This is a genomic window from Daejeonella sp. (assembly GCF_036405355.1).
Lineage (GTDB): Bacteria > Bacteroidota > Bacteroidia > Sphingobacteriales > Sphingobacteriaceae > Daejeonella.
The window spans coordinates 38082-52908 of the sequence record NZ_DASWXT010000146.1 but is presented as its reverse complement, the minus strand read 5'-3'; the positions used below and the strand labels follow the sequence as shown (position 1 = coordinate 52908).

The following is a 14827-nucleotide window of genomic DNA, read 5'->3' as shown; positions in this document are numbered from 1 at the left end:
ATTCTGCCTGGCATTTTAAATTAGATTGCAATGGAAATCAAAGACCTGCTAAATCCTGAAGAAAATACAGAAGGGAATAATAAAGCCAAGGAAAGTCCGCTGAAGAGTCTTGAAACTGATCTAAAGTTTTATAGCGAGTCGGTGAAAGAAGTAGCCATTGAAATAATGGTGGAAGGCATTTCAGAATTTCCGATTTTTGTGGCTCATCAGCATGAAGTAAAATTAGGCGAACCCATTCTGGACAGAAATGAACTGAATACCGGATGGAGCATTCATGCCTCCACAATTGAAGAATTTTCTGAAAAAGGACTTGTTCAACCCGATAAGAAAGAAAAGTTCATCAAACAATATAAAGATCCATACAAGTTCATGTGTGTATTTGTAATTGTTCCTGAAGGAGCTAATTTTATTTTCTTCCCTTATCAGTAGAATCCGCATTTACTTCTTAAATAAATTGAAGGAATAAATAGCAAGGTTTGCACAGGAATATGTAATTTGAATCGAAATTTGAGAACAAGATGGCTGTTAAAAAATTACTCATACTCAATAAAACACAGATTAAGCAGAAGATCGATCGAATGGCTTATCAGATTCTGGAAGATAACCTGAATGAAAAGGAAGTCGTTCTTGCTGGAATTATAGATCAGGGTTATATTATCGCCAAACGCCTGAAAAAAGTCATTGAAGCTATTTCAGAGATCAAAGTTACCCTGATGAAGATCGATATAGATAAAGACAGTTCCCACCTGCAGGCCAGTTCGGATATTGATATCAATGCAGTGAAGAATAAGGTTGTTATTCTGGTAGATGATGTACTTAACAGCGGCAGGACCCTTGCATACGGACTTGGAGTATTCATTGACATTCCTCTAAAAAAATTAAGAACACTGGTGCTGATTGACCGAAGCCACCGTAATTTTCCAATTTCCTCTGATTTTACCGGCCTGGAAATGTCTACACTCGTCAAAGAGCATATTGAGGTGGTTATGGATGATAAATCGAAGGATGATGCGGTTTATTTGAGTTAAGGCAACGCTTCACCCCAAATTCAAATAAAAAGATAAACGCTCGGCCGTCAGGTCACTCGCACTGACCACATATTTAGCCTGATTATAGAACACTTCACGCTCCTTAAGTTTGCTGCTTATAAAATCAATCAGCTCATTTCCCTTCAGGTGGCGGATCAGGGGGCGATCGGTTTTTGAATGCTCCAGGCGACTTGCCAAAGCCTTTGGCGATAAGGAAAGATAAGCTACCAATCCGTTATTGTTCATCCATTCCATATTATCCCCAAAGCAGGGTGCTCCGCCGCCTGTAGCGATGATAACATTTTCAGGAAATTCGGTTTTTTGCAAAATATCGCGCTCCAGCTCACGAAATGCGACTTCACCGTGCAGTTCGAAATAACTGACAATACTCATTCCTGCCTTAGTTTCAATTAACTTATCGAGATCGATGAATTCATATTTTAAATAACTAGCTAGTTTTTTTCCAATGGTTGTCTTTCCACTTCCCATAAATCCAATCAGGAATACCTTCATAAAATTCTTTCTCCTTAAATATTTGACCACAGAGTGAATAACATCTGCTATTGCATTGAGCTATTGATTATTAGACTATGTATTGTTTTGGGGAATAGGGAATGGAACTAAACGCTGTTACATTTCCTTTTTCACTATTTCCTGTTCCCCATTTCCAATTTCCAATTTCCTATTTCCCTTTTCCTATTCCCTATTCCACACTAAAATATCCCTTCGACAATTCATCATAGGATGGCAGATTACGAAAATGCCATTTATTGATAACTGTCCCATTTTTCAATAATAAGACCCCAGGATTTGCCCTCACCATACTTTTCAGGGGAATTGCATCCGCATAGAAAATCTCCATCACCAGTTTATTTTTCTTGCTGAATGCCTCTGCGTCCTGAGCTGAATTTGAAGTTAGAAAAACAGTCCGGATATTGAAGTTTTCTGCCGCGTTGATCGCAATTGCATTCAGATTGCCAATCCCAATCAAATCGGTTTTAGAAAGATCATAAGCCACAATCACCAGATTATAATATGGATTCTCGAGAATCTCAGTATTGTAATCAGTCCCCTGACTATCCGTAATTTTCAGATCTTTGATTTTAACTTCAAAGCCTTTACTAATCAGTTTACTTTCAGGATCTCCGGTAATTTCCCAATTCTTATCCTTCCAGATTCCTGTACTCAGATATTCCTTATCAGTTAAGGATTTTGTCTCGCCAGTAATCTTATTCTTTAAAGTATAGGTAATCTGATATACATCCTGTGGCGCTCCCGGAGGCATGATCATTAATGAAGGGATATTATTCCCAATTTTATACGGCAGAAAATCAAGAATTGGCAGAAAGTTATAGGTATACAAGCCAAATCCGAGGGATATCAGTACAATGAATCCCAATATCCAATTTTGAGCCCTTTCACTGCTGATCAAAGGCATGATCTCAGTTCGCTTATTATAGATATACAGAATCATAATCAGCAAAACTATATCCTTTGAGAAAGACTGCCATGGAGTCAGTGGAATAGCATCCCCAAAACAACCACAGGACGTAACCACCTCAAAAAAAGCCGAATAGAAGGTAAGAAAGGTAAAGAAAATGATAGTTAACAATAAGCCTGAAGCGACATTTCGGGAACGGATGCCAAGCAGCAGCAGTGCCCCGAGAACAATTTCAATGGTACAAAGCAAAATTGCAAATACTGTTGCATAATCATTCAGAAAGGCGATGTGAAAAACTTCAAAATACTCCTGTAGCTTATAGCCAAAGCCAAGCGGATCATTCGCTTTGATCAGTCCTGAAAAGATAAAGAGTAATCCAACAATTGCTCTCAGCAAATTTAATAAGGCCTTCTTCATTAAACTAAAAATCAAGGTATATAAATCAGGGAGGACCGAAATTTAATCCGCCCTGTCGGAACCGGTTTCTTAAAGCCCGAGTTTGATCAATGCAAAGACTGAATAATTGAGCATATCCTGGTAATTTGCCCTGACACCCTCCGAAGCCAGTGTCTGTCCGGCATTATCCTCAATCTGCTTTACTCTGAGGATTTTCATTAATATAAGATCAGTCAATGAACTGATTCGCATATCCCGCCATGCCTCGCCGTAATCATGGTTCTTGGCAAACATAAGTTCTTTAGTCTCATTTACCCTTTTATCAAAATACATCTCAACTTCATCAAGAGGAAGTTCCGTTCTATCATCGTTTTCGAGATCCATCTGCATCATCGCAATGATACAATAATTAACTATCCCAATATACTCTGAAGTAATATCCTCGCCCACTTTCGAGACCTTCTTTTCTTCAAGAGTCCGGATTCGCTGAGCCTTGATAAAAATCTGGTCAGTTATGGATGATATCCTGAGAATACGCCAGGCAGTCCCATAATCGCTACTTTTCTTTAGAAAAAGTTCTCTGCAAACTTTGATGACATTATCGTATTCTGCTGAAGTTTTATTAATCAAAGCCTTAATTTTTTATTTGTTAGAACCATGAATTAATCGGTATTTTGCCAATACATGGCGGGTAAAAATACAGTTTTTCAGCAAAAATCAACGTTAAATGTTCGGGGAACACTCCTCGATCTTTCAAAACCCCAAATAATGGGTATCCTGAATCTCACACCAGATTCATTTTACGACGGAGGCAGAAATAACAATCTCATTAATGCGCTTAAAAAAACTGAACAAATCTTGTCGGAAGGAGCAGACCTGATAGATATTGGGGCATATTCATCCCGGCCAGGTGCAGAGCATATCTCTGAAGAAACAGAATCAGAGCGTTTGATACCTGTTTTAAGGGCTATTGTTAGTAAATTCCCGGATGCCATACTTTCAATTGATACCTTCAGATCCGGAATTGCCAAAATAGCGGTGAATGAAGGTGCTGCAATTATCAATGATATTTCAGCAGGATCGATGGATAAGGAGATGTTTCAAACCATCGCAAAGCTTGGTGTACCATACATTATGATGCACATGAAAGGGACTCCTCAAACGATGTCATCACAGAATGATTATGAAGATATTACAACAGAAGTCTGTCAATACTTTGCCTCCAGAATCCAAAAATTAAGGAATTTGGGAGTCAATGATCTGATTGTTGATCCGGGTTTTGGTTTTGCAAAAAACCTGGAGCAGAATTATGAACTTCTGGCTAATCTGGAACAATTAAAATCGACCGGGCATCCGGTTCTTGCAGCACTTTCACGTAAATCGATGATCTATAAACTGCTGGAGACCGATGCTGAACATGCCCTGAATGGCACAACCGCAGCTAATACAATCGCACTGATAAAAGGAGCAAATATACTCCGCGTTCACGATGTTCAAGCAGCCACTGAAGCCGTTAAAATTGTTAACCAACTAAATTATCATCAATAATCAGGAAATTTAAATTCATACCGATTTCTCTATACTCTACACCAAGTATCCAACCAAATCGCAATTATTATTTACATTTATAGAATGGAAGGATTTGACTTTAGTTTCCTTAATCTTCGCTTTCTGGATCTCCTGGATATTGTACTGGTTGCACTTATTATTTATTACATATACAACCTGATCAGGGGAACAATTGCGCTGAATATATTGCTCGGACTGGTGATCATTTATGCTGCATACATTCTGGTAAAGCAGGCACAAATGCGACTACTAACTGAATTACTGGGAGCATTTGTAAGCGTAGGCTTTATCGCTTTGATTGTGGTATTCCAGCAGGAGATCAGGCGTTTCCTCCTGCTCATAGGACGAAATGCATCATTGCAGAAAAACAAGGCCTGGTGGTCCTTTCTTTTTGGCAGGAAAGAGATTGTTAAAAATAATTCGATCCGCATCAAACCGATCATTGATGCCTGCAAAAGTCTTCAAAAGAGCCGGACAGGTGCTTTAATTGTATTTGCTAAATACTTTGATGAACAATTTTACCAGAATAGCGGAGAAATTATTGAAGCAAAAGTTTCCAGGCGACTACTGGAAAGCATATTCCAGAAAACGAGTCCGCTACATGATGGAGCAGTAATTATCTCTGAAAACCGCATCAAATGCGCCAGCAGTATCTTACCTCTTACAGAAAACGATAAGCTGCCACCACAATTCGGACTTAGGCACAGGGCAGGAATAGGGATTACTGAAATGAGTGATGCAGTTGCAATAATCGTATCTGAAGAAACCGGGGAAATTTCCTATGCCAAGCAAGGGCGGGTCAGAATGAATTTAAGTTTTTCGGAACTGGATAAGCTTCTGAATAAGGATTATTAAAAATTCAGACAAAAAAAATCCCGCATTTAGTGCAGGATTTAATAGAGAACTTTACTCTGATCAGCAATAGTGATCAAATGCCTGTTGAAGATTATCCGCAATCATCTGTGCCGGACGTCCTTCAATCTGGTGCCGCTCAATCATATGAACTAGTTTACCGTCCTTAAATAATGCAATTGCAGGGGAAGAAGGGGGGTAAGGCAACATAAATGCCCTGGCCGTATCAACAGCATCTTTTTCCATTCCTGCAAAAACGGTTACAAATTTATCCGGGTGTTTTTCATGCTGTACTGAAATCCTGGCAGCAGGACGTGCATTAGCAGCCGCACAACCACAAACAGAATTCACCATGACCAATACCGTCCCGTCTGATTTTATGGCTTGTTCAACTTCCTCAGCAGTTCTCAGATCCTGAAAACCTGCATTTACAAGTTCCTGACGCATTGGAGCAACTAAATATTCTGGATACATATCTTAATTAAATTAATCAGTAAAAATTGAATTATACACAAAGTTAAGTATTTACAAATGATATGATGAAATTTGAAATCGTTTGACGTTTAGATTACTAAGGGAGTTGTAAGTTATAAGTTGTAGGTTATAAGTAAACAAACTGTACGGTTTACTGTCTCGACATCAATGCATGAAGCCTAAGTTAAATAAACCGGATTGAAGCGATAGCTTTTGGCTAATGCAATCTTTACATTAAACTAAATTTAAGAGCCAAAACTTAAGCGAAGAGCCGGACAGGTGAGACAGAAGAATCCTAGGCCCTGCTTTCCAAAAACTCCATAAGGCACATTACCAATAAATATCATTCGATCTTAAATACAGCCCTTTACCCTTTTGAATTGACCAAAGTATAATTACCTTTGCGAACATTTCTTCTTAAAATAAGAAATATATAATTATCCATTTATCGTGCGTTAAAACGCACTTAAAACACAAACTATGTCATCAGTAGAGACAAATTATGTTCCTTACAAAGTTAAGGACATTTCATTAGCAGAATGGGGCCGTAAAGAGATCGGTCTTGCTGAAGCAGAAATGCCAGGATTAATGGCACTTCGCGAAGAATTTGGTGCATCAAAACCTCTTAAAGGTGCACGTATTGCAGGCTGTTTACACATGACCATCCAAACAGCTGTTCTAATTGAAACTCTTGTTGAGTTAGGAGCTGAAGTTACCTGGTCATCATGTAACATTTTCTCAACCCAGGATCATGCTGCTGCTGCAATTGCTGCTGCAGGAATTCAGGTTTATGCCTGGAAAGGTCTGAATGAGGAGGAATTTGACTGGTGTATTGAGCAAACCTTACATTTCGGTCCAGATCGCAAACCATTAAACATGATTCTTGATGATGGTGGTGATTTAACTAATATGGTATTTGACAGGTTCCCTGAACTGATTGCTGGTATCAAAGGTCTTTCTGAAGAAACAACTACTGGTGTTCACCGCTTATATGAGCGTATGAAAAACGGAACATTGCACTTACCTGCAATCAACGTAAATGATTCAGTTACCAAATCTAAATTTGACAATAAATATGGCTGCCGTGAGTCATTGGTTGATGCGATCCGTCGTGCAACTGATGTAATGATGGCTGGTAAAGTTGCTGTTGTTTGTGGTTATGGCGATGTTGGTAAGGGTTCAGCAGTTTCTTTAAGCTCTCAGGGAGTTCGTGTAATTGTAACTGAAATTGACCCTATCTGTGCTTTACAGGCAGCAATGGAAGGTTATGAAGTGAAGAAATTAGCAACAGCAATTAAAGAAGCAGATATTGTGGTAACAACTACCGGTAACTGTGATATCGTTCGTGGCGAGCATTTCCTTGCTTTAAAAGACAAAGCTATCGTTTGTAATATCGGCCATTTTGATAACGAGATCGACATGGCTTGGTTAAACGAAAACTACGGCAATACTAAAGTTGAAATCAAACCACAGGTTGATAAATATACCCTGAATGGTAAGGATGTGATCGTACTTGCTGAAGGCCGTTTAGTGAATTTAGGATGTGCAACAGGACACCCTTCATTCGTTATGTCCAATTCATTCACTAATCAGACTTTAGCTCAGTTAGAGCTTTGGACAAACACTGATAAGTATGAGAACAAGGTTTATGTTCTTCCAAAATACCTGGATGAAAAAGTAGCCCGTTTACATCTTGCAAAGATTGGCGTTGAACTTGAAACATTAGATCAGCATCAGGCTGATTATATTGGTGTTCCTGTTGAAGGTCCTTTCAAAGCAGACACTTACAGATACTAATAATTGAACGCCTTATGGCGTACAAACAAAAAGCCCTTTCGATTATTCGTAAGGGCTTTTTTATTGCCGAAAACTCAGACTTTAGGGTTATCTGCGCGTAATCTTCCACTGGTGCCGCGACCGAATAAATTCAACTGGGTAGTGGCTTAGGCAATGGATGAAATTCGATTTTTGGTTGGCTGAATCCTTACTTTCTGAAAAGCAGAGTCTCTGGTTCTTTGATTCTGCTAGTCCTGTGCTCTGCTTTAGTTTTTTGCAAATAACTGGTAAATACAGAAAAATTTACCGCTGGCAAAAAAGCTAACGCGGCCGCCCCAATAGGTTTATTTTACAAAGGCCTGTGTGGCCAGGTTAGGATAGTCTATCACAATTTATCTATCTTTGAATCAGTTGCTGAATTCATATTTAGTGCTGCTTAATAATACTATGACACATCTATCAGTTAATATCAATAAAATAGCTACACTTCGTAATTCAAGAGGTGGCAATAACCCTGATCTGATTAAAGTTGCACTGGATGCTGAACGATTCGGAGCGGAGGGAATTACAGTTCATCCACGTCCTGATGAAAGACATATCCGCTATCAGGATGTATTCGACCTGAAAAAGGTGATTCAAACTGAGTTTAATATTGAGGGTAATCCCAAAGAAAAAAAATTCGTTGAGTTGGTTTTAGCCAATAAGCCAGCACAGGTTACATTGGTGCCTGATGCTGAGGGTCAGTTAACATCCAATCATGGTTGGGATACGATCAAACATCAGGGCTATCTTAAAGATATTATCGCTGAATTTAAATCCGAAGGCATTCGTGTATCCATTTTTGTTGATCCTGCAGAAGAAATGGTTGAAGCTGCGGAGCGTACAGGAACAGATCGCATAGAACTTTACACTGAATCGTATGCCAGTAATTATCATGCCGATAAGGAATTTGCCATTAAACCCTATATTGCAGCTGCCAGGATTGCCAATAAATTGGGTCTGGGTATAAATGCAGGCCATGATCTTGATTTGCATAATTTAAATTACTTTTCAAAAAACATTCCCGGATTACTCGAGGTGAGTATCGGACATGCACTTATTTGCGACGCTCTGTATTTAGGTTTGGAAAATACAATCCAAATGTACCTGAGGGCACTAAAGAATAATTAATTTCATAAGCGGCACTATTCCTTGAGTATGATTCAAACACTGGACATTGATAAATTTCTGCAACTTGCCGAAACTATCCCGGTGATTGATGTCAGAACCCCGCTTGAGTTTGCTCATGCACATATTCCGAATGCTCATAATCTTCCCATTTTTTCTAATGATGAGAGGGTTCAGGTAGGTACAACATATAAGCAAAAAAGTCGTGAAGCTGCAATTCTGCTTGGATTTGATCTTACCGGTCCAAAATGGTCAGGTTTTATTAAGCAGGCTCTTAAAATTGCTCCTCAAAAAAAAATCCTGATCCATTGCTGGCGTGGAGGTATGCGTAGCGGCGCAATGGCCTGGGCATTAAATCTTTATGGTTTTGAAGTATTCCTTCTTGAAGGAGGTTACAAAAGGTACCGTAACTGGGTACTCGATCAATTTAAAGAAACTTATTCCATACTTATTTTGGGCGGGATGACGGGCTCCGGAAAAACAAAGACCCTCAATCAGCTCAAAGATTATTCCCAGCAGGTTATCGATCTTGAAGATCTTGCGCAACATCAGGGCTCTTCCTATGGATCTATGGGTCAGCTCAATCAGCCCGGTCAGGAGCAGTTCGAAAATTTACTCGCGCGTGAGCTGAATAAAATTGACAAAAACACTCCGCTTTGGCTGGAGGATGAGAGTTTGTCGATAGGTCGGTGTTTCATTCCCAATCCCATTTTCCATCAGATGCGCCTTGCTCCTGTGATGAAAATCATAGTACCATTTCAGGAGAGAGTCGATTTTCTGGTAAAGGAATACGGAGTACTTGACAAAGAGTTCTTGATTGAAAGTACCTTGCGAATCGGTAAAAGACTTGGCCCAGAACAAACCCGTGATGCGATTCTGGCAATCAGAGAAAACCGGATGGATGATTTTATAAAAATTGTACTGGTCTATTATGATAAAACCTATGCCAATGGGCAGGGAAAAAGGGAAAAAGAAAGTATCCATATCATTCAATGCAGCAGTACAGATGCGGAAGAAAACTGCAGACTACTCTTGAATCACGTTAAATCAGAAAGTTTAAATAATGTAGATATTGAGTCTTAATTATTTTAAATTAAATAGCATCATAAATATCTCAACCCGATAGTTATCGGGTCTCAATACTCATTACTCACTACTCATTTATATGAACCCCGAAGAAATAAAATTAACCCAATATTCACATGGTGCAGGCTGTGGCTGTAAAATTAGTCCGGCAGTATTAGACATTATTCTGCACAGCCCAATTACTCATTTGGCCGACCCTAACTTACTGGTAGGAAATAATACCAGAGATGATGCAGCAGTACTAGATCTTGGAAATGGGAATGCACTCATTTCAACAACGGATTTTTTTATGCCAATTGTGGATGATGCCTACGACTTTGGCAGGATAGCCTCGGCCAATGCCATCAGCGATGTTTATGCGATGGGTGGAAAGCCAGTACTTGCTATCGCTATATTAGGATGGCCGATCGATAAATTATCGCCCGAAGTTGCACAAAAAGTACTCGAAGGTTCCAGGGCAATTTGTACTGAGGCCGGTATAACTCTCGCCGGTGGACATAGTATCGATTGCCCTGAACCCGTATTTGGTCTGTCTGTCAATGGCATTGTAGATATTAAACATTTAAAGCAAAACTCTACTGCACGAGCAGGATGCAAACTTTATCTAACCAAAGCACTTGGAGTAGGAATCCTGACCACGGCACAAAAAAAGGGAATTCTAAAACCTGAACACGCAGCCATTGCCCCAAAAAGCATGTCGATGTTAAATAAAATTGGTGAAACTCTGGGCAAATTGGATTATGTAAAAGCAATGACAGATGTTACAGGCTTCGGATTACTCGGGCATCTTTCAGAAATGTGTGAAGGCAGTAATTTACAGGCTGTTATTGAGTTTGACAAAGTTCCAAAAATTGAGGTGATTGAAGAATACCTTGATCAAAATTCAGTCCCGGGAGGCACTAACAGAAACTGGAACAGTTACGGTCATAAAATTGGTTCAGGCAGTACAACGCTGACCCGAAAAACCACAATCCTTGCTGATCCTCAAACCAGCGGGGGGCTGCTGGTTGCCGTAGAAGAATCTAAAACCGCGGATTTTGAAGAAATTCTTCGGTCAAATGGCATTCCCGAATCAAATATTATATGTTTCGGGTCGTTAAGAGAGAAGTCCGGAAATTATCTGGTAGAAATAATTTAAAGGAGTATAGCTTCTATGGCTTAAGTATGATTTACTCCGGATTTGATTATCTTTAAGAAACACGATTATGAAAAAAACAGTTTTCTATTTATTCATTGCTTTGGGATTCCTGTTCATCAGCGGATGCGGGACTGAAACAACCATCAATGATGACGAGGCGGCATCGGTGATCTCAAATTATCTGGATGAAAATCCAGAATATAAAACAGCCAGTTTCAATTTTGGTGAAATGAAATTCCGTCAAAATAAAGATCAGGAGGAGCTAAATAAGTACAAAGAGCTGGAAGAGTCGGGGTACATTACGATGGATGTGCAGGAACAAAAGAAGGTTTTCCTTTCCAAAGACAGTTCATTTGTCTATCTGATCAAATTAACTGAGAAATCAGCACCTTTTGTTCTTGAACAGGGTAATGATAAAGCAAAGGTTAAGACTATCATTTATGAGATGGACAATGATAAGCCTGTTAATTTTGTGAAAACCAATGACAATTCTGCAAAAGTGACAGTAACTTTAGTGAAGGCTGAAACAGACTTCTATCCTTTTGACAACAACAAAGGTTCAAACAGTGAGTTTATTACAAAAACCTATAAACTCAAACATAAGAAAGATGAAGGCTGGGTCGTTTCCGCTGAAAAATAAATATCAAAAAATGTTGAAAATCAATAGCATTTAGCTTTTTTAGAGCAAAAATTGGCCATGTAAGTTATTGCCGGTTTTATTTCTGGCAAATTATTATTGCAATTAAATAATGTGCTGAAAATCCTTATTTTTGCCTCATAAAAACTCCCCTCTTTTTAATGAAGCTTAATATAGATTATCAGGAAAAATTTGAGCAGCGTCATATTGCTCCGAATGAGCAGGACACAGCAAAAATGCTAAGCACCATTGGTGTGAATTCCATTGACGAATTAATCAGTCAAACAGTACCTCCAAATATCAGATTGAAAAATAATCTGAACCTGCCGGCAGCAAAGAGTGAAGCAGATTACCTGAATGATCTGAAACAAACAGCCTCTAAAAACAAGGTTTTCAAATCGTACATCGGTCAGGGTTACCATGATGTAATTGTTCCGGGTGTCATTCAACGTAATATCCTCGAAAACCCGGGATGGTATACCCAGTATACACCCTATCAGGCAGAAATTGCACAGGGGCGTTTACAGGCCCTGTTGAATTTTCAGACCATGGTGATGGATCTCACCGGAATGGAAATCGCAAATGCTTCTCTTCTGGATGAAGGAACTGCCGCTGCTGAAGCAATGTTTATGCAATACAGCCTTAGAAAGAATGAGAATGCAAAGGTATTTTTTGTCTCGGAAGAGGTTTTGACGCAGACTATTGACATCCTTCAAACCCGCGCTGCGCCTTATGGAATTCAGATACTTATCGGCAGCCATGAAACAGTAAATCTGGATGAGACAATGTTCGGTGCTATTGTTCAATACCCTGCAGCTAAAGGTCAGATTTATGATTATTCAGATTTTGCAGGCAAAGCCCATGAGAAAGGCATAAAGCTTACAGTAGTTGCCGATATCATGGCCCTTGCTTTATTAAGTCCTCCGGGAGAATGGGGTGCCGATATTGTAGTTGGCTCAAGCCAGCGCTTTGGTATTCCAATGGGTTTTGGCGGACCTCATGCCGCATTTTTTGCTACTAAAGAGGAATATAAGCGTTCTTTACCGGGCCGGATAATTGGGGTAACCATTGATAGTGCCGGAAACTATGCACTGCGTATGGCACTTCAAACCCGTGAGCAGCATATCAGAAGAGATAAAGCAACCTCAAATATTTGCACCGCACAGGCACTGCTGGCAATCATGGCAAGCATGTATGCAATATACCATGGTCCTAAAGGAATTAAGCAGATTGCTGAACGTATCCACGGACTAAGTGTATTCTTATCACAGGCCCTTAAGACTCTTGGATATAAACAGGAAAATAATTTTTTCTTCGATACCATTAAATTGGAATTGGGAGACCTCATCAACCCTATTCATGCAGAAGCGCTTAATAATGAAGTAAACCTGAACTATGAAGGTTCTTTGGTTAGCATAACACTTGACGAAACAACTACTCCCAATGATGTTCTGACAATCATTCGCTTCTTTGCAAAAGTTATGGGTAAAAATGCTCATGAACTGGATTTGGATGGAATTAAATCAGGGATTAGCAGTCATATTCCTTCCCGGTTACAACGTGAATCTGATTATTTAACTCATCCGGTATTTAACTCGTATCATTCTGAGCATGAAATGCTCAGATATATTAAGTCACTGGAAGCAAAGGATCTTTCGCTTTGCCATTCGATGATTGCATTAGGTTCTTGTACTATGAAGCTCAATGCCACAACAGAAATGGTCCCTGTTACCTGGGCAGAATTCAGCAAGATTCATCCATTTGCACCTGCCGATCAGGTTGGAGGATACATGCAGATCTTCGATGAACTGAATAAATGGCTGAGTGAAATAACCGGTTTTGCCTCTATGAGTTTGCAGCCCAATTCTGGTGCTCAGGGTGAGTATACCGGACTTATGGTTATTCGCGCATATCATTTAGACAGAGGCGATACTCATAGGAATATTGCCTTGATTCCTTCTTCGGCTCATGGAACAAACCCTGCATCAGCAGCCATGGCAGGTATGAAGATCATAATCGTTAAATGCGACGAAAGAGGTAATATTGATGTAGCCGACCTGAAAGCGAAAGCTGAAGAACATGCTTCTGATCTTTCTTGTCTGATGGTAACTTATCCTTCAACACATGGTGTATTCGAAGAATCGATTATCGAGATCTGTGAAATCATCCACAAGAACGGGGGACAGGTTTATATGGATGGCGCAAACATGAATGCTCAGGTTGGACTAACCAGTCCGGCAACAATCGGAGCCGATGTTTGTCACCTTAATCTCCATAAAACATTTTGTATCCCACATGGTGGTGGTGGACCAGGAATGGGCCCAATAGGTGTAGCAAAACATCTGGTACCTTTTTTACCAGGACATGCTGTAGTTCATATGGGTAATGAAAAATCAATTTCTGCGGTTTCATCAGCACCATGGGGATCAGCCTCAATTCTACTGATATCACATGCATATATTGCTATGATGGGCGGCGAGGGATTGACAAATGCAACCAAATTCGCGATTCTGAATGCCAACTATATTAAAGCCCGGTTAGAGAATTCTTACCCGGTTCTGTATTCGGGAAGTCAGGGCCGCTGTGCACATGAAATGATCCTGGATTGCCGTGCTTTTAAGGCACTCGGTGTAGAAGTTACCGATATTGCCAAACGACTGATGGATTATGGTTTCCATGCACCAACAGTGTCATTCCCGGTTGCAGGCACGGTCATGATCGAACCAACAGAATCAGAACCTAAACATGAACTGGACCGTTTTTGCGATGCAATGATTGCTATCCGGGCTGAAATATCAGAAGTTGAAATCGGTAAACAGGATGCAGTTGATAACCCTCTGAAAAATGCACCCCATACAGCTTCTGTTGTGACTGCAGATGATTGGACACATCCTTACTCCAGACAAACTGCCGCATTTCCTTTGCCTTATGTCGCTGCCTATAAATTCTGGCCGTCAGTCGGCCGGGTTAATGATACTCATGGCGACAGGACACTAATTTGTTCATGTCCTCCAATAGAATCATATGCAGAGGAAGTAGCATAATCTTATTCTTTTCAACTCTTTATACTAAGAATACCCTGCCCAAAAGCAGGGTATTTTTATTTAATTATATTTATTGCTCTCGTGTTAAATTTATTAACCGTAAAACAATTTTTTAAAATTTTCGTAAAAAATCCTGTGAGAGAAACACGAATTGACAGACCCGGAGCAATATTCTTATATTGTGAAATTAACTGCTTGAAAATCAGTAAATTTAAACTT

At 39.7% G+C, this 14827-nt stretch carries 14 protein-coding genes; 10 read left to right on the top strand and 4 right to left on the bottom strand.

The window, feature by feature from the left end:
- Positions 1-30: 30 nt before the first annotated feature.
- Positions 31-429 carry a hypothetical protein gene (locus VGE44_RS18305; protein WP_331081885.1) on the top strand — a complete coding sequence of 133 codons (399 nt, stop codon included), beginning with the start codon at positions 31-33 and terminating at the stop codon, positions 427-429.
- A gap of 89 nt (positions 430-518) precedes the next feature.
- Entirely contained in the window at positions 519-1028 is a 510-nt protein-coding gene (locus tag VGE44_RS18300) for a phosphoribosyltransferase family protein (protein ID WP_331081883.1), read from the top strand.
- A gap of 9 nt (positions 1029-1037) precedes the next feature.
- Here VGE44_RS18300 and VGE44_RS18295 read toward each other — a convergent pair whose 3' ends face one another.
- From VGE44_RS18295 to VGE44_RS18285, 3 genes are all read right to left on the bottom strand, one after another.
- Entirely contained in the window at positions 1038-1541 is a 504-nt protein-coding gene (locus tag VGE44_RS18295; RefSeq protein WP_331081880.1) for a shikimate kinase, read from the bottom strand.
- A gap of 190 nt (positions 1542-1731) precedes the next feature.
- Entirely contained in the window at positions 1732-2886 is a 1155-nt protein-coding gene (locus VGE44_RS18290) for a BT_3928 family protein (protein WP_331081878.1), read from the bottom strand.
- A gap of 69 nt (positions 2887-2955) precedes the next feature.
- Positions 2956-3495: a DUF1599 domain-containing protein gene (locus VGE44_RS18285; RefSeq protein ID WP_331081876.1), complete on the bottom strand. Its 540-nt coding sequence runs from the start codon at positions 3493-3495 to the stop codon at positions 2956-2958.
- A gap of 54 nt (positions 3496-3549) precedes the next feature.
- Here VGE44_RS18285 and folP point away from each other — a divergent pair, with 54 nt between their 5' ends.
- Together folP and cdaA are read left to right on the top strand one after the other, a co-directional pair.
- A complete protein-coding gene (folP, locus tag VGE44_RS18280) occupies positions 3550-4413 on the top strand; it encodes a dihydropteroate synthase (RefSeq protein ID WP_331081874.1) in 864 nt (287 codons plus the stop codon).
- Between the two features lie 84 nt (positions 4414-4497).
- Complete coding sequence (gene cdaA, locus VGE44_RS18275; RefSeq protein WP_324485797.1) at positions 4498-5289, top strand: diadenylate cyclase CdaA; 792 nt, start codon at positions 4498-4500, stop codon at positions 5287-5289.
- 60 nt (positions 5290-5349) lie between these two features.
- Here the strand turns inward: cdaA and VGE44_RS18270 are convergent, their stop codons facing one another.
- Positions 5350-5760 (bottom strand): BrxA/BrxB family bacilliredoxin, encoded by a 411-nt coding sequence (locus tag VGE44_RS18270; protein ID WP_331081871.1) that lies wholly within the window; start codon positions 5758-5760, stop codon positions 5350-5352.
- A 480-nt stretch (positions 5761-6240) separates the two neighbouring features.
- Here VGE44_RS18270 and ahcY point away from each other — a divergent pair, with 480 nt between their 5' ends.
- From ahcY to gcvP, 6 genes are all read left to right on the top strand, one after another.
- Positions 6241-7557, top strand: coding sequence for an adenosylhomocysteinase (ahcY, locus tag VGE44_RS18265; protein WP_324485798.1), 1317 nt, complete (start codon positions 6241-6243; stop codon positions 7555-7557).
- Positions 7558-7983: 426 nt separating this feature from the next.
- Complete coding sequence (locus tag VGE44_RS18260) at positions 7984-8706, top strand: pyridoxine 5'-phosphate synthase (RefSeq protein WP_331081868.1); 723 nt, start codon at positions 7984-7986, stop codon at positions 8704-8706.
- Positions 8707-8733: 27 nt separating this feature from the next.
- Complete coding sequence (gene mnmH, locus VGE44_RS18255) at positions 8734-9786, top strand: tRNA 2-selenouridine(34) synthase MnmH (protein WP_331081866.1); 1053 nt, start codon at positions 8734-8736, stop codon at positions 9784-9786.
- 82 nt (positions 9787-9868) lie between these two features.
- Positions 9869-10927, top strand: a complete 1059-nt coding sequence (gene selD / locus VGE44_RS18250; protein ID WP_331081864.1) for a selenide, water dikinase SelD — start codon at positions 9869-9871, stop codon at positions 10925-10927.
- 67 nt (positions 10928-10994) lie between these two features.
- Positions 10995-11567 carry a hypothetical protein gene (locus VGE44_RS18245; protein WP_331081862.1) on the top strand — a complete coding sequence of 191 codons (573 nt, stop codon included), beginning with the start codon at positions 10995-10997 and terminating at the stop codon, positions 11565-11567.
- Between the two features lie 158 nt (positions 11568-11725).
- Complete coding sequence (gene gcvP / locus VGE44_RS18240; protein ID WP_331081860.1) at positions 11726-14608, top strand: aminomethyl-transferring glycine dehydrogenase; 2883 nt, start codon at positions 11726-11728, stop codon at positions 14606-14608.
- Positions 14609-14827 lie beyond the last annotated feature (219 nt).